This is a genomic window from Paraburkholderia sp. 40, assembly GCF_050434105.1.
GTDB lineage: Bacteria > Pseudomonadota > Gammaproteobacteria > Burkholderiales > Burkholderiaceae > Paraburkholderia > Paraburkholderia tuberum.
This window is the reverse complement of record NZ_JBNPVY010000003.1, coordinates 826,499-846,421: the sequence shown is the minus strand read 5'-3', so window position 1 is coordinate 846,421 and position 19,923 is coordinate 826,499. Positions and strand designations below refer to the sequence as shown.

Below are 19,923 nucleotides of genomic sequence, written 5' to 3'. Positions count from 1 at the left end.
CAGAATGATCCGGGGGATTTGTGATCACCTCGATAAAACCGCTCTTTGCAAAGAACATCACCTCTATAGATAGCAATGAGGAAGATGCGATCTTCGTCGTAGATCCGGAGCTTGGGGCTCTTGGCAAAATTGACGTTCGGACGGGATTCTTTCAAGGAGTTGTCAACTTCAAAAGCTTCAACGAATTCAAGGGGGCAGGTGCCGTATGTATGCGACCGGATGGCATTATCAATTATTCGCGTTTTAATAGAATCTATGCGCTCGGGATAGAAAATGGGATGTTCTATGAAGTTATGGACACCGTCACAATCAATGACGCAAAAGATGTTGTCGGTCTATATTGGAAAGGCGGTAGATATTACGTGGCTGACAGTAGCGGGATCTTGTTCATTCTGGATGGGGATCGGCCAATACGGTCAGTGGATGTGGGCAATAGAATAAACGACATTACCTTGCATGGGGATCGCCTCTTCATATTGAGTGACATTAGTCGGGCCATTTATATATACAGTCTTGACGGGACTCATTTGGCATCGCTGACGACACCCCATGAGGGGGCGTCTGGAATAGCTTCAGTTAAAACATCAGATATAGAAAGATCTGGCATCTATATATACTACAATCAGAAAAGTTGGGATGTCTTTGATGATGCGGGCGCGAAGGCGGATGTCGACAACAGTCCAAATATAAAACTCAACAGGAACATTTCAGATGGCTTTATAGAGAAACTTGATTATAAAATAATGGGGCTTGGTACGGCTGGAAATTTCGGGCTTTCGGATGGTTACGAAGTGGAATTTTCTTATGCCGAAATGCTCAAGCCTGCCCATGATATTCTGGAAAGGATCAAGGGCGTCAAAATGTGCGTCAGATTGTCGATTCCGGTCGAGACGCGAAGGCAGAAGGTGAAATCAGTAAAAATTATTGGAGATGTTCCTGGGATTATAAGAAGGGACGAAAGCGGCAACGAGATTGCGGAATTCGATTTCAGGGGCGTTGAGCTTGATAAAGAACGCCGTTACTTCGGCTACAGCGCCGTAATTGAACTATATGGGATAAGGTTCAAGTTGAATGCCCCGGATTCAGGCTATCCAGACGAAATTAAGACGCGATTTCTTAAGAGAGAGCTCAGGTACGATATGGATAGGCAAGAGTTAAGGCGCATTGCTGCGGACCTGATTTCGGCGATCCCGAGAAAAGAGCGCGGAAATGTAGTCAAGATTGCGAAAACCGTGCGTGAATATGTTTATAGCAGATTGGGGTATCGCTACAACAACACGTATACAAGTCCCGTTGAGACCTTGAGAAGCGGCGAAGGGACTTGCGGAAAGTACATGGAGCTGTTGATAGGATTAATGAGGCTTTGCGGGGTGGCATGCAGGCCGGTCGGGGATTTCAAGGTTCCCGAGTACAAACTGAGATATGCAAGGGTCAACTCGGTCTGTGTGCCGGATTATGATCATGCGTGGGTAGAGTTCTATGTCCCCGCGGTAGGATGGGTACCTATGGAAAGCTCATCGGACAATCTGCCGGAAAGGCACGAAAGGTTTTTTGGCGCTCTGTCGTGGATCTATATAGAAAACAGCAGGACGGAAAAGATGTGCGAGATATGCAGGCCCGACTCCTGGGAAAAGGTCGGTAACGATCTGATGTATTCGGACTTTTTTGTACCTGACATTCAGATCAAGATTCTCCGGGAGGCCTCGTTACACTAGTCGCTCCCTGACGGGTGAATGCGAAATTAGCGCCTTATGCTCGCCATATGCGCTGTTAAATCATACAGGCTGCCTTCAACCAGTATGTCCAGGTGCAGGCCAACTACGCTTACTGGGGCATGGCGGCGATCCGGATGTATGGCGGAGTGCTGCAGTTCGGAGGGGTCCACAATGGTGATGCCGCCGCTGCCTAGGACCTGCAGCCTATGATCCGGACCGATAAAGGCGGCGGTGTCTTCATCCAGGCCGATGCCGATGGCAAGTGGGTTGTAAGTCAAGGCCATGAGCAGACGCCCGAGCCGGTCCTGGTGGCGAAAGTGCTGATCGATGATCAACCGCTCGATCAGGCCCAAGCCCGGCGCTAATTGAACAATGTCAGCACGCGGCGTAGTGCCACTCTCACCGGCCGCAATCATCTGCCCGGGCAGGAACGCTGCACCAGCGGAGGTGCCGGCCACGTGCATACCCTGTGCATTCCGGTTGCGAATTTTCTGCGCCATCGAAGTACTACCTAGCGTCTCGGAAAGATGGACCGGGTCGCTCCCCGTGAGGAAAAGCCCGTCGACACTATCGAGCATGTCCAGGTTTCGCTTCGCCTCGCAGTCGGCTCGGGTCTCAAATTTGAGGGCACTGACCCGATCCCCCCCCAGATCACGGAACGCCCTTTCATAACGGCGGCCGGCGTCCTTGGTCGCGGAGCCCGTAAGGATGATGCCGATATGCGCGCGGGAGCCGCCGCAAATCTCGATGAAGCGGCGCAGGATGGCAGCGTTTCGTATTAGCCTTCCATCGCCCCCGATGGGGACGATAAAGCCTCGTGTACCGCCAATGGGCGCCTTTGCACGACCCAACTTTCACTCCGATAGAGTGGCCAAATCTTGAAGTAGCCCAAGTCTCGTGCAGCCACCACGTAACCCACTTTTCCGGCCGGAGCTTTGTTGCTGCCGGGCTCGAATCAGCTGACGTCTTATCTTCGCGTCTTCGAGGGGTTGACGCATGATATGCGATTTTATATCGGCAAGCGGAATGTGGAGCGGGGCAGCACAGATACGCGCTGCCCCGCTTCGTGGATGATCCGGCTTTTGCCTCTTCTAGCCGATCAGGTCAGAGCAGTAGCGTTCGATCCACTGGGGACGTAACTCCGCGCAGACAACGTACCGCCTACCAGGCTATGCGTCCCGAGATGATACATATTGCCATCAACCAGGATATGCAGACGTATTCCGGTCAAGCCTACCGGGTCGTCATGGCGAACGGAATCAGCTGCAGAGTTGCGCAGATTCGACCCGTCGATGATGGTGACGCCGCCGCTGCCTACCACCTCCAGCATTTCGTCTGGACCGATGAACGCAGCCGTATCCTCGTCCAGCCCAATGCCCACCCCAAACGGGATGGAAGCCACTGCCGTGAGCAGGCGTCCGAGCCGATCCCGCTGGCCGAAGTGTTGGTCGATAACAAAACGGCTGATGAGCCCCAAGCCTGGTGCCAGGTCGACCATCCCGGCGCGGGGCGTGGCCCCGCTCTTCCCCCCGGCAATCATGGCAGCTGACATGGCGGAGGCCCCGGCCGAGGTCCCGGCTACGTGCATGCCGTGTGCGTTACGGCTATGAAGCTTCTCCGCCGCCGGCGTGTCGCTCAGCATCTCGGCGAGGCGTACCTGGTCGCCCCCGGTCATGAAGACCCCATCGGCGCGATCGAGCACCTTCAGGTATCTGTCCGATTCGCAGTCGCGGCGTGTCTTGAATGGCAGGATACTGACTCGGTCAGCGCCGAGATCGCGGAACACCGACTCATAGAGATCCCCCGTGTCATCCAGCGAGGAGGCAGTGGGGATGACCGCAATGTGCGCGCGCGACCCACCGCAAAGTTTCACGAAACGGCGCAGAATAACCGGGTTCTGAACCCGATTTTCCGCGCCGCCAATAGGGATAATAAAGCCTCGCGCGGCACCCTTCGGCGATCTTCCGGAACGCATACCATTCACTCCTTCTCAAAGCTTGACCGGCGACCTGGCGGTCCGCCCTAGGCACGACAATCGCAACTGTCTGCCCGATGGTTCGAGCAGCGCCACAACCGTGCTGAATCAGTCGGGCAGCACCTTCGTGGGCGCTGTGCAGCAACCCGCGAACCTGAAGCCTGCAGCAATAGTGGACAGGTTTGCATCTTCCTCGTGTCACACAAGATCTGCACCTGCCCACACCGTACAATATTTTAAAGCAAAAAATGCACCAACGTTTTTGTCCGCATTGGTTTGCGCGAACCCTTGGCGCAGGTCGCGATTGCGAACGAGCTCGCGAGAACTTCGGCCCGCCGCGGAAGCGCATGAATAGCATATGCACGCAATAAGTGCATATTTGAACCGATGTGGTGCGATGCTGACGCATCGATTCAAGTATTGCAGGTGGCGCTTGGCGCCGGAGCGTCGCAATTCGTCTGTTACCAGTCGACGTACCCGGCAGATCGGTCAAACACCTGCCACCCGGGGCAAATCTTCTGTATTCGGCAAACGTGACTGTTATTGGGTCGGGAGTGCTCCCTCAGTATTTTTCGGAAGTGGACGTCGACGTCACGGCGCCGGTCGATCGTTGCCGGCGATCCGCAACCGTTCGGAAAGGAAAGGCATACTTGCCCGCCGACGCAAAGGCGCGGATGACAGTTGAATCCTGGAAGCTGCCGTTGAAGGGGCGAGGGATCCAGTGGCCGGATCGGGTCGACGGATAGGGGTAGGAAACGGCGATCGCCGTCCCCTCCCTCCGAACCCGGTGTGCAGTTTTCCCGCGACGGGCTCTCCAGTCAGTTGTTTCCACATCGGGATTGGCGCACCAATCGATGAGCCTCGGACATCGTGAACAGCCCAAGATTAGCGAAGAAGGCGTTTGGCCATCGGGTGTGATCGCGCAAGCATTTACCTTGACCCGGACGGTGTAACTGTCGGCGCAGGATCGCTCGCAGACGGCGGCGAACAAAGCCGTCGACCGACGAGAAGGTGTATCGGTGGGCATTCTGGAAATAGCCGAACCAGCCGCGCAGGATCGGGTTGATCGACGCAACGATGCCCTCGATCGAATCGCCCCTGTTACGTCTGGTCAGGGCGCGGATTTTGTCCCGCAGCCCCATGAGACTCTTCTTGCGCACCCAACGCTCGCCGGCTTCGAACCGGTAGCCCAGAAACTCGAACCCTTGACCTTCCAGCCGGCAATCCCCAACGTGGGTTTTGTCCGGATGCAGTGTCAAGCCGTTCGCATTCACCCAGGCCCGCATGCGAGTGAGCGCAGCTTCCGCTTCCTCGCGCGTGCGGCATAACACCACGGCGTCATCCGCGTAGCGCACCATTACCAGCCCGGCTTCGCGCATTTCCACGTCAAGCTCGTGCAGGTACAGATTTGCCAACAAGGGGCTGACAACCGCCCCTTGAGGACTGCCGGAAGTCGGCGTCCAACGCGTCATGTCTTCCATGATGTCCTGCTTGAGAAAGGACTGGATGAGTTCCAGAACCCGGCCGTCCGAGATTCGCCCGGCCACTCTTGCAAGAAGAGGTGAGTGTGGAATCGAGTCAAAATAGCTTTGCAGGTCAGCATCGACCACCCAGCAGTAGCCCGCTTTCACATGCCGATCCACTTCGCGCAGCGCATCCTTGCAGCCTAGGCCCGGGCGAAAGCCGTAGCTTCTCGGCTCGAACTCATGCTCAAAGATCGGCTCGATCACCAGCCTCAGGGCCGCCTGAACGACGCGATCCTTTACAGCGGGTATACCGAGCGGACGACGTCCTTTACCTTTCGGTATGTAGACGCGCCGCACTGGCTGCGGGCGATAGCTACCATCCTGCAATGCATGCGCCAGTTCAGCGAGGTATCGGTCCCGCGCTTGCGCGAATCGCTTCACGCTCATGCGGTCCACTCCCGCCGCCCCGGCGTTCTTCTCGACCTGAGCCCATCCCAGCGCGAGCGTCTCCAGGCGAAACACCTTGTCGATCAGACTGTGCCATTTGCCTCCTTTAACTCCGTTTTGTAGAGCAGCCAACATAGCGTCCGTCCAGATTGAAGCCGACGCGAATTTCCGCTGCACGCAGCTTCCCGGCGCGTCTGCATCTTGTTTAGTCGTTTCCGACACTGGCGATGCTTCGATCTTCACCTCTGCTTCCTTCCGGTCTTTTGCTATCAACTTTCCTGCCCCGCTTCCCTAGTGCGCCTTTTGCTCTGACGCAGGTCTCCACGGCTTGACGCTGCCGTGTGCAGTACTATCGGGACTCTGACTCCTGCCAGCGTTCACCTCGCTGACAGGTCTCCCCGCTTGCTTCGCACTACCGTCCCATCGTTCCGTCCTCAACCACGTGGTACGCCACCGCACCGCTTTGTCCGCCACGACAGCGTGCTGTGTTGTTTCCAGGCTTCGCCACTTTAGTGCAGGCTCGCCGCCATACCCCGCCGAAACAGGTTCGTTAACCTACGGACCGACAGTTCGCTTCCGGTTACTCCCCACCCCGCCTCACGACGACGCAGTTACCTTCAGCTACGGAGCTGTGGCCAACTCCGACGGGGACTTACACCCCGCAGATAGCACGCCATCACGGGCGTACACTAAACCGCTCGCGCGGTAGGGGCTACGGTCTGACGCTGGAGGTCAGGGAGAGGCCGGTCACTCGGCTTTATGTTGGCGAATGAGGCAATCCGCCTCGTTCTTCAACAGGAGCCGAATCATGACCTCCTTACCAGCAAACGCCAGCCGATTGCGCCAGCGCATGATCGACGACATGCGCATGCGCCAGCTTGCCCCCAAGACGCAGGACATCTATCTGCACATCGTGCGTGAGTTCGCCCGGTTTCTCGGGCGCTCACCTGACACGGCCACCGTCGAGGACCTGCGGCGCTACCAGCTCTATCTGGTCGAGCACGGCACATCGGCCATGTCGCTGAACCACGCGATCACCGGCCTGAAGTTCTTCTTCACAGTCACGCTCGACCGGCCCGAGCTGATGGTCAGGATGCAACCCGTGCGCGTGCCCCGCGTATTACCCGTCGTGCTCAGCCCCGAAGAGGTGCGGCGGCTGATCGCAGCAGCCGGAAACCTGAAGCACCAGACCGCGCTGTCGGTCGCGTACGGCGCGGGGCTACGCGCGAGCGAGGTGGTAGCGCTGAAGGTCAGCGACATTGACAGCCAGCGCATGACACTGCGCATCGAGCAGGGTAAGGGCCGCAAGGACCGCTACGCGATGCTCTCGCCGGTGCTGCTCGAACGCCTGCGGCTGTGGTGGCGGGTCGCGCGTGCCCAGGGCACCATGCTTGATGGCGGGTGGCTGTTTCCCGGAATGGAACCCGTCGACCCGCTCAGCACCCGGCAGCTGAACCGCGCCGTTCACGCCGCCGCCGAGGCCGCGCAGATCGGCAAACGCGTCTCCCCGCCCGCCCTGCGTCACTATGTGTCGTTCCGGATTATGTCGGGTAAAGAGACCGGGCTTTTACGATCACCCCCCACTCGTGCGGCGTCGCGCAAGGCAGCCCTCTACATCACGCGACATAGTTTGTCGATCCTACACAACTGGTTGCGGGATTTCGACGGCCATGGAGTTTGTCTGCAAGCCGCGCCCGGACTGGATTTCAGGTCAGAGTAGCCAGATCGGCTAAAGTCCAGATTTCTGGACGCAGCGAATGACCCGAAGCCCATGCTGGCAAAAGATTCCAACAAGATTGCGCCTGGAGCAGTTCGAGCAATTTGTCTGGCCGCATCTGAGCCTGGGCCGTCGCGGACCTCCCCCCACGCTGGCCTTGCACAAGATCTTCAACTACATCCTGCAGGCGCTGTACATGGGTTGTCAATGGAAGATGCTGCCGATCGACAGGAATGCAGAAGGTCACCCTGAAATCCACTGTACGCGCATCTACCGCACGTTTCGTCGCTGGCAGGCCGATGGTTGTATCGATGCCATCTTTTCGGGCTCGGTGCAGCAGCTTCATCAGGACCAGCTGCTTGACCTTTCGGTCATCCACGACGACGGCACCACGACGGCGGCGAAGAAAGGCGGCGACAATCTAGGGTATAGCGGGCACAAGCATCTGAAGGGCGACAAGGTGGTGGCCTTGTGCGATCGCAACTGCAACGTCATTGCTCCATTCATCAGCGCTCCCGGTAACCGCAACGAATCACCGCTGTTGCGCGACGCGCTGCCCAGCCTTACCGCCATGGCCCGCGCCATTGGCGCGGGCCTGCACGGTTCAATCGTCAGCCTGGATGGCATTTACGACTGCAGGGCCAACCGCAAGGCGATTTTCAATCGCGGCATGACCCCGAACATCCCCGAGAATCCGCGCGGACGCAAAATACCGAAGCGGGGCCGCAAGCAGCGCTACGATCCGGCCATCTTCGAGGAGCGCTTCAGGACCATTGAACGGGTCTTCGCCTGGGAGGACAAGTTCCGCCGTCTGCTGCTGCGCTTTGAACGCATCGGTGACGTTCACTACGCGTTCAAGACGCTTGCCTATACGATGATTAACCTGCGCCACTACTGCTGAACCAGCGCGAGGCTCGCACTTCACTGACTGCGGCACGCGCCGTGATTGCTCACGCCTGTTGCATTCGCATTCCTGATCATAATGCAATCTCCGATATCGAGATACCAGTCGTTTTTCACAACGATGTTCCTGGCTTCGCACGATTACCAACGGTCATCGTAGTTCTTCCGTTCGCAATGGACGGAAACGCGCAACCAGTTGACAGCATTAAGGGAGCGTTAAAACCCTTGGGGTTGTAACTTCGATGCTAGCTTGAACTGCTTTATGAACTCGGCAACTTCGTGTGACAAGGGCTCCCTTGGCGGCTCGTATCTCGCAAGTCTTTCGGCAAGGTCACCGTTGACGACAGCACATCGGGCCTGAGCAAGCAGATGTGCTCCGATCGGCGACCAGCGCATTTGTTGACGCTTGCACATCCGCTGATTCAGCACCTGATTGACTGCAGACTCAGCCGTTGCGGTCGAGATAGGTTTGCCACGACGATGTCGTTCGCCGTAGTTGATCGTCGCCCCGCCATTCGCTTCGACATATTCGACAAGCTCTCGAGTCCGGTAGTCAAGCTGCGCCAGACTCTCTGCAATGCCAGGTGTTTCCGGCACGATCACCCGACAGATGGTCAGAATGCCCTGCATCCGAGTTTTCGCCTTCTCCAGCCTGGCGTGCCAGAAGCACCAGCGCAGCTTGTCGACGCGGGAAATCAACACACGTCGGGTGGCTTTTTCAGTTTCGGTCGTTGCACGCATGCCCTTGATGATCTGCTCAAGGTACCGCACGCGCATCGATATGTGGAACCAGTCCAGGATGGGTGTAGAAGCAAACGGCAATCGACCAGCGATCGACTGCAGCCCGTTGGCTCCATCGGTGATGACCGACAGTTTCGGTTGATCGCTTCCAGATGCTGCTTTCACGAGGGTCGCGAACCGCTCCGCAACGTCCGGCAACCTGTTCCTGACGAAAGCAAATACGCGGGAAGTCTGGTCTTTGGTGGTGAGTCGCCCCGTTAGAATCTCAAAGCTCGAACATTCTGATTTGTGGCGCCCCCGAACGAATCCTCCGTCGATGGTCAGCGTCCACTCCGCATCGTTGTTGGGTGTGCTACATGTGACCGGATGAACAGCATCTATGCGCGCTCCCGCCCGTAACGCCCTGTTTCGCACCGTCACATGGTTCAGTGTCTCCCGCTCTGGAAAGAACTCACCCAACATGGTGACGACCTGCCGATACGGCATCTGTGCCGACAGCCTCGCTTCAAGCGACAGCAGTTCAGTGGTCGCTCGCTCCGGAACAAATTCGCTCATCGGACTATACGGATACTCCATCTGGAAAGCCGTCTCGCACGGACAGCAAATGATCCGGGCGCTGCGAAAGGGCACGGTACCAAAGACCGTGTCCACCTTGCGAATCCGCAGATCCTTGAGCGCGAGAAAACGGTGACAGCGCGTACAAAAACGCCGCAGCATGCAGACCTCTTCTGCCTGCGCTGCTACCACTACCCTCTGCAGCTTGTGTAGCAGGTCTTTTCCTTCAGCGAGTGACAGGCCGACGTTCTCAGGTTCCAGTTTGTGATAGGGACGTTCTAGCTGACATATTTCGAAGGTGTCCGTTTCATCCCAATCGGTAGTGATCTCGACGCGAACTGTGACTTTCATTTCCAACTCCGGTGGCTATGACTGCCAGAATCGTAGGCGTCCTGAGCCGGAACCCCAAGGTTTTTAACGCTCCCCACCCGAGGTGACGACTTTGCTTCGCTTTCGGTGACAACATTGCTTCGGTCTACGCGTATCGAGGCGTTCTTCACGCTGTACTTCCTCGCACTGCTCGTGCAGGCGCTCATTGAACGCGAGCTGCGCCTTGCCATGAAGCGCGCGAATATCGACGAACTGCCTCTTTATCCCGAGCAGCGTCAGTGAGCACGCCCCACGACCGAACAAATCCTGCGCTTGTTTAGCCTCGCCGAACGTCACCGGCTGATCGATGGTGCACACACTGTGCAGGTCTTCGACCGTTCCACTCACGGAATTGCAGCGTCAGCTGCTCGGGCTACTTGGCGTCCCGGAAGACGCCTTTCGCCCTCCGGACTAGCGACGAAATTCACGCCAAATTGTGTCCTCGACGTCCGGAATGTAAGCCAAGTCGTCCAGCGAAAGACACAACGGCCCGTTCAGTTCGAACTGACCGAAGCGACCAGGTCAGCTGTCCGTGCGTGGCTCGAGAAGGCTGCCTTGAGGTCGGAGCAGTACCTCTTCCCAAGTCGAATATCGGCGTCTCCGCATCTTTCAACCCGGCAATATGCCCGGATGATACGTGGGATCCGAGCAATGCATCGTGCTCGTAACCGCTCGGGCTCAAGGACGACGCCCAGCGGCTCTCGGACGAAAACTTCCGGGCGAATTATAAAGTCGCCTGGCGATGGAATGGTAAGAATTCGGAGCAGGTCGACGTGATGAAGGAGTGGTATCACCAGTAGCGACCGCGACCTTCCCCGGCAATACCAGACACACGTGACGCGCTTGCGGGCATGGACACCATCGCCGAGCGCCTCGCGTTTTATGGCGGCCGTTTCGTCGTCGATCCGCAACTCCAGGCGGATCACGGCGACCGCTTAGATTTCCCGTTCGTTCGGCGTCATCGTGTCCCAGTCCAGCGGGCGGCTCGACTGGAAAATTCAGGCGAGTAGCAAGAGGGTGGTGGCCTTCGAGCGGAAATTGCTGCCCGCGTTCATCGGCCCATCCGCCGACAGAAGTCAGGCTGGGCCGATGAGGTTATCGAAGTGCCTAAGGCCACTTTACCTTGGATGCTGCCGTCGGAGCCACGTTGCGGCGAACGGCTGTTGAGGGTCCGACGGCTGCCCGATCGCGATCAACGGCGGACCACACGGCCTGATCTATGTCGGTGACCGCACTTGCCTAGCAGGGAGCGTAACGTCGTCCGTGGGCTCAAATAGCATGGTAGCGTTTGGTTGTTGCTGCGGAAGGAACCATTGCGGTGCCAGGAACGTCGTCGTTCTATTGGCCCACACCCTGATGTGCTGCCGCTATGGCAGCATCACGCTCTTTTTTGGCTGCTGCCTTTTTCTCATCGAAAACTTTTTGTGCAGCGGCTACGTGCTTGTTATAGACACGATTGGCTGCGGCCACCTGTTGGTGCATCCTCACGATTTCGTCGGGATGCTCTGCAGCCGCCGACGCACTGGTTGCGGAATTGTCTTGAGCCCAAACGGACGCGGTTGAAAGCACTGCAACGAAAATCGCCGAAGTGGTAACGAGAAGAAATTTCATGATGAGCTCCCGGGGATATTGCGGATATGTCGCCGTCCAAACGTCGACGGATTATTCACCCTACACGGCCAGGCGGATGAGACCAATGGGACCAAAGTCCGATAGCGGCCCCGGAACTCCGTATTCCCACCGCGCTGGACCCCGGCCCCATTGAAACCGACTGGCTGAAGGCTGGTACACATTTGAGATCGTCCATATTGACCAAACTACAGACGCGATCAAAGAAGTGCGGCACGAACCGGGTATTGCTTACGCGACAGAAGAGGCCGCCATCGACAATGGACTTCATGTGGCGGCGGAAATGGCTGAACAGCAGGACGACTGAACTCCGTACGTTGTCGAGCCTGGCGGCGGGACACCCGCCCGCCGCCCCACGGATGGAATTCAGGAATGCTTGCCCCCGCCCTTGAAGTGACCGGGCCGTGCCGCTCGTTGAATACGATGTTCGGCTCGCCCGTATGCGTGGCCGCTCCACCTCGGGTAACGGACGACCAGCGTGCGAGCTGCTATGGCCGACTGGGGTCGTACTGAGACGAATCCTTGCCGGAGCGTGCGGCAGCCTTGTCTATGGCGCAGCGAAAACCTGACTCATCGGGCGGGCGCGTTTGACCTCGTCGCTCTGCAGGTAAATCGAGGTCGTCGCAATGGAGGCGGGGCGCAGGTTATCCCGCACGATCGTCGGTTCCGCTCCGGGGGCAAGTACACGGGAGGCGTGCGTATGGCGCATCCAGCGCGGGCTGGCGCGTCGCAGCTTTTCCGCGGCTGTCGGATGATCGGCGCCGATGACATCGGCGGCCTGATCAATGAAGCGCCGCATCACGTTCCACAAGCGGGTTCCGGTAATGCCCGTGGTGCTGTCCTGCTCAAGGTTAGCGACGAGCGGCGGTTTCGGATCCCAGCGCGCGCCGGCGTGACCGGAAGTCGCCGCTGCACGAGATACTGAGCGAGCGCCGTACGCGCCAGCGGCGGCAATGCGACCTTGCCTGGCCGGCCGCCCTTGCCGACCAGATGCAGCCAGTGATCGCCGTGTTCTTCGGTGCGGATATCACCGAGCGTTGCGCCGATGAGTTCGCTTACGCGCAATCCGGTCGCGTAGGCACAGTCGAGCATGAAACGCGTCCGCTGCGCAGAGTGCTCAGTCCAGCCATAGGACCCTCGTTCTCCATCAGCGCGGGACCCTGGGGCAGGTCGGCGGGCAGCGGCGCGCCAATTTCCGCGACGAGGTTGTTGCGGTCCTGTGCCACTGCGCGTGTGCAGGAGGCGAGGCTCGCACGCGCGGCGGCAAGCGAGTTTTCGGCCTGGCGCACGTCCTGCATCGATGCACTGCCCATCTTCATCATGCTGACCGTCAGATCGTAGGTGTGCTGGTCCGCATCCACCGTGTCTTGCGTGATCTGCAGCAGGGCTTCGTCTGAGAGTAGTTGCAGATAGTCGGTGGCGACCGTCGCGATCAGGCTGATCTGCGTGCTCGTGCGGGCGGCGTCCGTGGCGAGGTATTGCTCGAGCGCCTGGCGCTTCAGGCTGCGCAGGCGGCCGAAGAAGTCGATTTCCCACGACGTGAGGCCCACGCTCGCGCTGCTCGAGCTATACGCGCTGGTGGAGCCTTCCCAGCGTTCGCGCGTGACCGACCCCGACGCGCTGCTGGTCGGGCCGATGTTGGCGCGCGCGATGCGGTACTGCGCCTCGTACTCGGTCACGTTCAGTGCGGCCACGCGCATGTCGCGATTGTTCACGAGCGCGAGTTCGATCAGTTTCCGCAGGCGCGGGTCCTTGAAGAAGTCGCGCCAGCCGAGGTCAGCGGCGAGCGGGGCAGCGGTGGCCGCCGTTGCCGCTTTCGACTGCGCCGGCGCGGGCGCGGTGGACCAAGTGCTATCGACGGGCGCCGAGGGGCGTTGCCAGACCGGGTCCAGCGAACCGGCGCCGAGCGCGGCGGCGCACAGAAGGGCGATCAGTGTGCGTTTCATGCGTTGCCCTCGTTGGTTTCGGCCGCATCCATGGTATGGCCGTGTTCCTTGAACAGTCTGCGTACCACGACGAAGAAGACAGGTACGAAGAAGATGGCGAGTACCGTGGCGGCGATCATGCCGCCCGTCACGCCCGTGCCGATCGCATGGCGCGCGCTGGCGCCGGTGCCCGTGCTGATAACGAGCGGCAGCACGCCGAACACGAACGCGAGCGAGGTCATGAGGATGGGGCGCAGGCGCATATGGGCGGCGGCTTCGAGCACGGCGTCGACGAGGCTGTGTCCCTGCGCCTGAAGGTCCTTGGCGAACTCGACGATCAGAATCGCGTTCTTCGTGGAGAGTCCGATGGTGGTCAGCAGCCCCACCTTGAAGTAGATGTCGTTGGAAAGTCCGCGTCCATGCGCACCGAGCACGCCGAGCGGTACGACGAGCAACACCGCGAGCGGGATCGACCAGCTTTCGTAGAGGCTCGCGAGACACAGGAACACGATGACGAGCGAGATCGCATAGAGCATCGTGGCCTGGGAGCCGGCCTGCTTCTCCTGGTAGGACTGTCCCGGCCAGTATCTCGCGCCGTCGCGGTTTCACATGGCGGTGCGGCGATACGTGCCGCCCGCGACGTTCGACATGCTACGCGACGGAGGTTTGAAGATGGGGTTCATGGAAGTGGTGTCGGGGCCGCTCGTGCGTTCGTCGCATCACGCGGATCGGATCGCCGGAAAGCTCTGAATGCATGTGCGCCGGACCTTTGGTGATGCAATCCGATGAATACCTCCCCGTAACCTCGGCTTTTCGAACGATTGACCGCCGGGGAAGTACTCGACAATTCGTAGGTATGCGAGGCGAGTCCCAGCGCGGGGCCGCCTCCCGAACGACGAAACGGTATTCGTCACCACGTGCATTTTGTCGAGGCAGGCATGTCAAGCAACATTACGATCACGGACGAACTCGTCGCTGAAATCGCAAACCGGATGGCCGAAGAAGGCGAGAAGGTGTCTCCGGTAGCCATCTGGTCCGAAGTCCATACAGGCTCGGTGGTCGCGGTGGCAGCGGCATTGCGCAAGTGGCGTGAAACGCGCGCCCCACGGGTGCCGCAGGTCGTCGAACGTCCTGCGTTGCCGGAAACCGTGACCGACACCATGCGCGATGCGCTCGACCGGCTGTGGAGCTCAGCGCAGGATGAAGCTGAACGCGCAGTGGCGCGACGCCTCGCCGCGATGCGCCAGCGTGTCGAGGACGCCAGCAACGAGCGCGACGACGCGCTCGCGGAACTGCAAACCACCGTCCAGGAACTCGATACGCTGCAAGTCCAACTGGATAAGATGACGAGCGCCTACGACGAGAAAGTCGACGCAGTAGCCGGGCTCGAAGAGGACATTGCGCTCGCCGTGCAACGGACCGACGCGGCGGAGAAGCGCGCGCAGGAACTTGCTGAGCGCGTTTCGCTCCTCGAAGCGGAACTGCAGAGCGCGGAACTGGCCGCGGAGCGAGGAGCGATTTCGCACGAGGAGACCGACGCCGCGGGCGAGGGCGAGGTGGCGAACGAGTCGGCTGGGTCAGTCGTCGAAACGCCGGCCGATGAAACGGAGCGTGCGGCGCTGGAAGCGGCGCATTCCGAAGCGGTCGCTCGTCTTCAAAGCGAGCTCGAAGCGATTCGCGCGGAGCTGCAGGCCGAGCAGGAAGCGCACGCGGCCCGCCGGGAAGAGGTCGCGGGCGCGCAGGCCGAACGGAATGCCGCCGCACTTGAATTGCAGAATGTCCAGACGCAGATCGCCAGCCTGAGCGATGAGCGTGACGCGGGCGCCTCCGAAATCGCGAGACTGTCGGCCAGCTTGTCCCAGGCGCAGGAGCGTGCCGACGCGGAGCAGCAGCGCGCGGCCGAACTGGCCGAAAGCTCGGTGGCGAGCGAGAACGTCGCGGGCCTGGAGTCGGCGTCGCCGGTGACTGCCGACTCTCAGCAGCTCGAGGCATTGAAGGCGCAGATGACGCGCGACGCGGACGCGCATGCCGCCGCAATTGCCGAAGCGCGGGAGACCGTCAGGAAATGGTCCGACTACTCGAACGCACTGAAGCAGCAACTGGCTCAGGCGAATGAAAAAATGGTGGTCGTCCTTGCCCGCGGCGCGGGCGAAGCGACATTGAGCCGCCGGCTTGCCGCTGAACTGGCCCAGCTCAAGCCGGAGCATGAATTGCTGCGTAAGGAGATTCAGCAGCAGGTGCTCGTCGAAACGATCAGCGCTCAACTCGAGAAACAAGGCTACCGCTACGACGAGAAGACGGGTGCCGTGTCGAAGCTGAACACCGAAACCTCGCCAGCGTGACGGGATCGTTGATGGGATGGCGCGCGTCGCGAGCATGGCGATGCGCAATGGGCTCGTAGGGAGGGCGGGGATGTTGGGCCGTTCGCATCGGCGATACGGCTCGGCAGCGCCGATTGGCTTTCCATCGCCGCGAAGTCGCGCCGTTTGGCGGCGTGAAGCAGTCGGGTCTCGGCAGGGAGGGCTCGCACTACGGGATCGATGATTACCTGGTGATCAGGTACCTGTGCATGGCTGTTTGACGCCGGTCCCATAGTCAGCGTGCGGCACGGCCAGGCGTAGAATTGCGGGCGCAGCGGCGAGTCCATTCGTCGCCGGACCGGAGACCGATGGCTGATGGAAATCAAGTGGATCGAAGACTTCATCGCGCTCGCCCGCTATCAGAGCTTTTCCCGGGCGGCGGAGTTTCGCAACGTCACGCAATCGGGTTTCAGCAGACGGATTCAGTCGCTCGAACAATGGGTCGGCGCCGATCTCGTCGATCGCAGCGGCTTTCCGCCGACCCTGACTCCGGCAGGGCAACTGTTTCGTGACGCGGCCGAAGACATCCTCGACAAGCTGTTCGACACGCGCGCCATCATTCGCACCGAACAGCGCATCGCCGGCACGAGCCTGCAGATCGCAGCCGGCCACACGATCGCGCTCAACTTCCTGCCCGCGTGGCTGCGCACGCTGTCGAAGCATGTCGGCGAAGTGCGCGCGCGCGTGATTCCGGCGAACGTGCACGATTCGATACTGATGCTGGTCAACGGCAACTGCGAGCTGATGTTCGCTTATCACCATCCGCAGCTGCCGTTGCATCTCGATCCGACCAGGTACGAATGCGTGACCGTGGGCGTCGATACTTTCATGCCGGTATGCAGGCCCAATCAGCGGCTTGCGCACGTGTACCGTCTGCCCGGCATGATCGAGCATCCGATGCCGTTCATCGCCTATACGGAGACGAGCTACTTTGGGCGCTGCTTCGCGTTGCTGATGGAGCAGAGCAAAGTGTCGCCCGCCTTGCATCTTCACTATGAATCCGACATGGCCGAGGTCGTGAAGAAGCTCGTGCTGGAAGGCGAGGGTGTCGCCTGGCTGCCGAAGAGCTCGATCGCCGCCGAACTCGACAGCGGCCAGCTTGTCGCCGCCGGCCGCTCCGAATGGCAACTGGAGCTGGAGTTGCGCGTGTATCGCGACCTCACGAACCGCACTGAACTGCTCGATACGCTGTGGCGGCATTTGCGGGCCTCGTCGGGGTCAGCCGAATAGCGCCGATAGGGTTATCCCGCGTTATGCGAAACTTGCATAGCCGTATGCAACACTAGCATTCACGTCTTTTCTGCCGTCTCTAGAATTCCGTCCAGACACAAATAATCTCAGGACGGAGACACATGAAGAATCGGCTTACCCTCTACATCCTCGCCGGCATGCTGCTCGGCGTGGCCGTCGGTTATGTCTGCCATCGCACGGCGGCCGATGCCGCGCAGGCGAAGGAGATCGCCGGCTACTTTTCCATCGTCACCGATATCTTCCTGCGGCTCGTGAAAATGATCATCGCGCCGCTGGTGTTCGCCACGCTCGTGTCAGGTCTCGCCGGCATGGAAGGCACGAGCGACGTGCGCCGCATCGGTCTGCGCTCGATCGCGTGGTTCCTGTGTGCGTCGCTGTTCTCGCTCGCGCTCGGCCTCGTGCTCGCGAATCTGCTGCAACCGGGCGCGGGCTTGCACATGACCCAGACGAGCGCTGACGTGGCCACCGGTCTCAACACGTCGAGCCTGAACTTCAAGGACTTCGTCACACACGCGTTCCCCACCAGCATCGTCGATGCGATGGCGCGCAACGATATCCTGCAGATCCTCGTCTTCTCGGTGATGTTCGGCATCGTGCTCAGCGTGATCAAGTCCGACCCGCGTGTCGCGCCGCTGATCGCGGGCGTCGAAGGGCTCGTGCCCACCATGCTGAAACTGACCGATTACGTGATGCGTCTCGCGCCGGTGGGTGTGTTCGGCGCGCTGGCATCGGCGATCACGGTGCATGGCCTCGACGTACTGACGACGTACGGCAAGCTCGTCGCCAGCTTCTATACGGGGCTCGCGCTGCTGTGGACTGCGCTGATCCTCGCCGGATACGCGTTTCTCGGCAAGCCGATCTGGGCCTTGCTCAAGGCGATCCGCGAACCCGCGATGCTGGCGTTCTCCACCGCGAGCAGCGAGGCGGCGTATCCACGCCTGACCGAAAAGCTGGAGGAATTCGGCGTCGACAAGAAAGTGGTCGGCTTCACGTTGCCGCTCGGCTATGCGTTCAATCTCGACGGCTCGATGATGTATCAGGCCTTCGCCGCGATCTTCATCGCTCAGGCGTTCGGCATCGACATGCCGATCGGCACGCAGATCGTGATGCTGCTCGTGCTGATGGTGAGCAGCAAAGGCATGGCGGGTGTCGCGCGCGGCTCGGTGGTGGTCGTCGCGGCCGTGGCGCCGATGTTCCATCTGCCGCCATCGGGCGTCGTGCTGGTGCTCGCGATCGACCAGATTCTCGACATGGGGCGCACGGCGACCAACGTGATCGGCAACAGCATCGCGACGGCAGCCATCGCGAAGTGGGAGGGCCAGCGCGTGGCGCGCCAGCAACGCCGCACGGCGATGGCGACGGCTTCGTTCGGCCAGCTCGAAGGCGAGACGAAATGAGCGGCATCGACGCGACGGCTGCCACGAGCGCGCGCAAGTTCGGCGTGGTGGGCGGGCTCGGCCCGCTCGCGAGCGCGGACGTGTTCTTCAAACTGATCAAATCGACGCCGGCCACGCGCGACGCCGAGCACTTCGATGCGATCTTCGAGCAGCAGCCGTTTCGCAGCGCCGATGCCGACAGCGAGACGTTGACGCAGCGCAAGCTGTACATCTTCGATCTGATCAGCAGCTTCGAGAAGCGCGGCGTGACGACGGTCGTGCTGCCGTGCTTCCTGAGTCACACGTTCATCGACGAACTGAAAGCCAATTCGCCGCTGCAGGTCGTCGACATCGTCGATGCGGTGCGCAGCCACGTGCGCAGAAGATTTCCCGCGGTGCGCCGGGTGGGCGTGCTCGCGTCGGCGCATACGCGGCGCAGGCGCCTGTTCGAGAAGTACTTCGCGGCGCCCGAGTTCGAAGTGATCCACCCGCGCATCGGCGACGGCATCGATTTCGTCACCGAGGCCGTTTATGGCGAGGATGGCGTGAAGAGCGGCAATCTGCGTGGCCGTCCGGTCGAGTTGCTGCGGGCGGCGTGCGAGGACCTGATCGAACAGGGCGCCAATGTCATCGTGCCGGGGCTGACCGAGATCGCGCTGGTCGCGGACGAACTCGGTGCGTTGCGCGTGCCGCTCGTCGATTCGAACCTGGCTTATGCGCAGTACGTGGTGTCCGGCCAGTACCACACGCCCGAGACGATCTTCAAGGTCGGCGTGGTGGGCGGCGTGGGTCCGGCGGCCACCGTCGATTTCATTCACAAGATCGTGCGCGCGACGCCAGCGCGGCGCGATCAGGACCACATCAAGCTGCTCGTCGAGCAGAACCCGCAGATCCCGGATCGCACGGAGAATCTGATCGGCGATGGACCCGACCCGACCATCTCGCTCTATGCGACCTGCAAGAAACTCGAAACGGGCGGCGCGGATCTGATCGCGATCCCGTGCAATACGGCGCATGCCTTCGTCGAGCGGATACAGCCTTATCTCGGCGTGCCAATCGTCAATATGCTGACGGTGACGGTGCGTTATCTGCGCGAGTCGTTTCCCGCGCTGCGCTCGGTCGGTGTGCTCGCGACTTCCGGCACGCTCGCGAGCGGCGTCTACGAAAAGGCGCTCGAATCGCACGGCTTGCGGCAGGTCGTCCCGGCACCCGCGCTGCAGGCGCGCGTGATGGACGCGATCTACGGCAAGGAAGGCGTGAAGGCCGGATTCACGGCGGGGCAGTGCCAGCAAGACCTCGCCGCGGCGATCGACGGGCTTATCGCCGATGGCGTCGAAGTGATCGTTCTCGGCTGCACGGAACTGCCGCTGCTGATTCGCGAGCCGTATGTGATCGGCGCGAACGGCGCGCGCGTGAGCGTGGTCGATCCGACCGACGTGCTCGCGAAGCAGTGTGTCGCCCGCGCGACAGCGCCGCCTCGATAACCCCGCAACC

The 19,923-nt window shown here is 60.3% G+C and carries 13 protein-coding genes and 6 pseudogenes; 11 read left to right on the top strand and 8 right to left on the bottom strand.

Annotated features, from left to right (window positions below; all coding sequences use genetic code 11):
* Nucleotides 1-20 precede the first annotated feature (20 nt).
* Entirely contained in the window at nucleotides 21-1,715 is a 1,695-nt protein-coding gene (locus tag OKW28_RS19315; protein WP_429448076.1) for a transglutaminase-like domain-containing protein, read from the top strand.
* Nucleotides 1,716-1,741: 26 nt separating this feature from the next.
* Here the strand turns inward: OKW28_RS19315 and OKW28_RS19310 are convergent, their stop codons facing one another.
* The 3 genes from OKW28_RS19310 to ltrA form a co-directional block, all read right to left on the bottom strand.
* Nucleotides 1,742-2,566 carry a cyanophycinase gene (locus OKW28_RS19310; RefSeq protein ID WP_429448074.1) on the bottom strand — a complete coding sequence of 275 codons (825 nt, stop codon included), beginning with the start codon at nucleotides 2,564-2,566 and terminating at the stop codon, nucleotides 1,742-1,744.
* Nucleotides 2,567-2,814: 248 nt separating this feature from the next.
* Nucleotides 2,815-3,690, bottom strand: a complete 876-nt coding sequence (locus OKW28_RS19305) for a cyanophycinase (RefSeq protein ID WP_187614140.1) — start codon at nucleotides 3,688-3,690, stop codon at nucleotides 2,815-2,817.
* An 818-nt stretch (nucleotides 3,691-4,508) separates the two neighbouring features.
* A complete protein-coding gene (gene ltrA, locus OKW28_RS19300) occupies nucleotides 4,509-5,846 on the bottom strand; it encodes a group II intron reverse transcriptase/maturase (RefSeq protein WP_429448072.1) in 1,338 nt (445 codons plus the stop codon).
* Between the two features lie 565 nt (nucleotides 5,847-6,411).
* Between ltrA and OKW28_RS19295 the strand changes: the two genes are divergently transcribed.
* Nucleotides 6,412-7,323, top strand: coding sequence for a site-specific integrase (locus OKW28_RS19295; protein WP_429448070.1), 912 nt, complete (start codon nucleotides 6,412-6,414; stop codon nucleotides 7,321-7,323).
* Nucleotides 7,324-7,360: 37 nt separating this feature from the next.
* The gene (locus tag OKW28_RS19290) at nucleotides 7,361-8,221 is read left to right on the top strand and encodes an IS5 family transposase (protein ID WP_429448068.1); all 861 of its coding nucleotides are present in this window, start codon (nucleotides 7,361-7,363) and stop codon (nucleotides 8,219-8,221) included.
* Nucleotides 8,222-8,486: 265 nt separating this feature from the next.
* Here OKW28_RS19290 and OKW28_RS19285 read toward each other — a convergent pair.
* Nucleotides 8,487-9,870 (bottom strand): annotated as a pseudogene (locus OKW28_RS19285) (ISKra4 family transposase); the annotation flags it as partial.
* A 114-nt stretch (nucleotides 9,871-9,984) separates the two neighbouring features.
* Here OKW28_RS19285 and OKW28_RS19280 point away from each other — a divergent pair.
* Together OKW28_RS19280 and OKW28_RS19275 are read left to right on the top strand one after the other, a co-directional pair.
* On the top strand, nucleotides 9,985-10,131 hold the full coding sequence (locus tag OKW28_RS19280; RefSeq protein WP_429448066.1) for a hypothetical protein: 147 nt from the start codon (nucleotides 9,985-9,987) through the stop codon (nucleotides 10,129-10,131).
* A gap of 608 nt (nucleotides 10,132-10,739) precedes the next feature.
* Nucleotides 10,740-10,898, top strand: a complete 159-nt coding sequence (locus OKW28_RS19275) for a hypothetical protein (protein ID WP_429448064.1) — start codon at nucleotides 10,740-10,742, stop codon at nucleotides 10,896-10,898.
* A gap of 328 nt (nucleotides 10,899-11,226) precedes the next feature.
* Here the strand turns inward: OKW28_RS19275 and OKW28_RS19270 are convergent, their stop codons facing one another.
* The 4 genes and pseudogenes from OKW28_RS19270 to OKW28_RS19255 all read right to left on the bottom strand — a co-directional run.
* Nucleotides 11,227-11,499 (bottom strand): hypothetical protein, encoded by a 273-nt coding sequence (locus OKW28_RS19270; RefSeq protein WP_429448062.1) that lies wholly within the window; start codon nucleotides 11,497-11,499, stop codon nucleotides 11,227-11,229.
* Between the two features lie 565 nt (nucleotides 11,500-12,064).
* Nucleotides 12,065-12,669, bottom strand: a pseudogene (locus OKW28_RS19265) (tyrosine-type recombinase/integrase); the annotation flags it as partial.
* Nucleotides 12,650-13,463 (bottom strand): annotated as a pseudogene (locus OKW28_RS19260) (TolC family protein); the annotation flags it as partial. The pseudogenes OKW28_RS19260 and OKW28_RS19265, both read right to left, overlap by 20 nt.
* Nucleotides 13,460-14,026 (bottom strand): annotated as a pseudogene (locus OKW28_RS19255) (efflux RND transporter permease subunit); the annotation flags it as partial. The pseudogenes OKW28_RS19255 and OKW28_RS19260, both read right to left, overlap by 4 nt.
* Here OKW28_RS19255 and OKW28_RS19250 point away from each other — a divergent pair.
* The 6 genes and pseudogenes from OKW28_RS19250 to OKW28_RS19225 form a co-directional block, all read left to right on the top strand.
* Nucleotides 14,022-14,192, top strand: a pseudogene (locus OKW28_RS19250) (lipoyl synthase); the annotation flags it as partial. The pseudogenes OKW28_RS19255 and OKW28_RS19250 overlap by 5 nt on opposite strands.
* Before the next feature lie 188 nt (nucleotides 14,193-14,380).
* Entirely contained in the window at nucleotides 14,381-15,784 is a 1,404-nt protein-coding gene (locus OKW28_RS19245) for a DNA-binding protein (RefSeq protein ID WP_429448061.1), read from the top strand.
* Between the two features lie 131 nt (nucleotides 15,785-15,915).
* A pseudogene (locus OKW28_RS19240) lies at nucleotides 15,916-16,023 on the top strand (aldehyde dehydrogenase family protein); the annotation flags it as partial.
* 94 nt (nucleotides 16,024-16,117) lie between these two features.
* Nucleotides 16,118-17,032: a LysR substrate-binding domain-containing protein gene (locus OKW28_RS19235; protein WP_429448059.1), complete on the top strand. Its 915-nt coding sequence runs from the start codon at nucleotides 16,118-16,120 to the stop codon at nucleotides 17,030-17,032.
* A 122-nt stretch (nucleotides 17,033-17,154) separates the two neighbouring features.
* On the top strand, nucleotides 17,155-18,450 hold the full coding sequence (locus tag OKW28_RS19230) for a dicarboxylate/amino acid:cation symporter (protein WP_429448057.1): 1,296 nt from the start codon (nucleotides 17,155-17,157) through the stop codon (nucleotides 18,448-18,450).
* Nucleotides 18,447-19,913, top strand: coding sequence for an aspartate/glutamate racemase family protein (locus tag OKW28_RS19225; protein WP_429448056.1), 1,467 nt, complete (start codon nucleotides 18,447-18,449; stop codon nucleotides 19,911-19,913). The genes OKW28_RS19230 and OKW28_RS19225 overlap by 4 nt, the downstream gene beginning before the upstream one ends.
* Nucleotides 19,914-19,923: the final 10 nt, after the last annotated feature.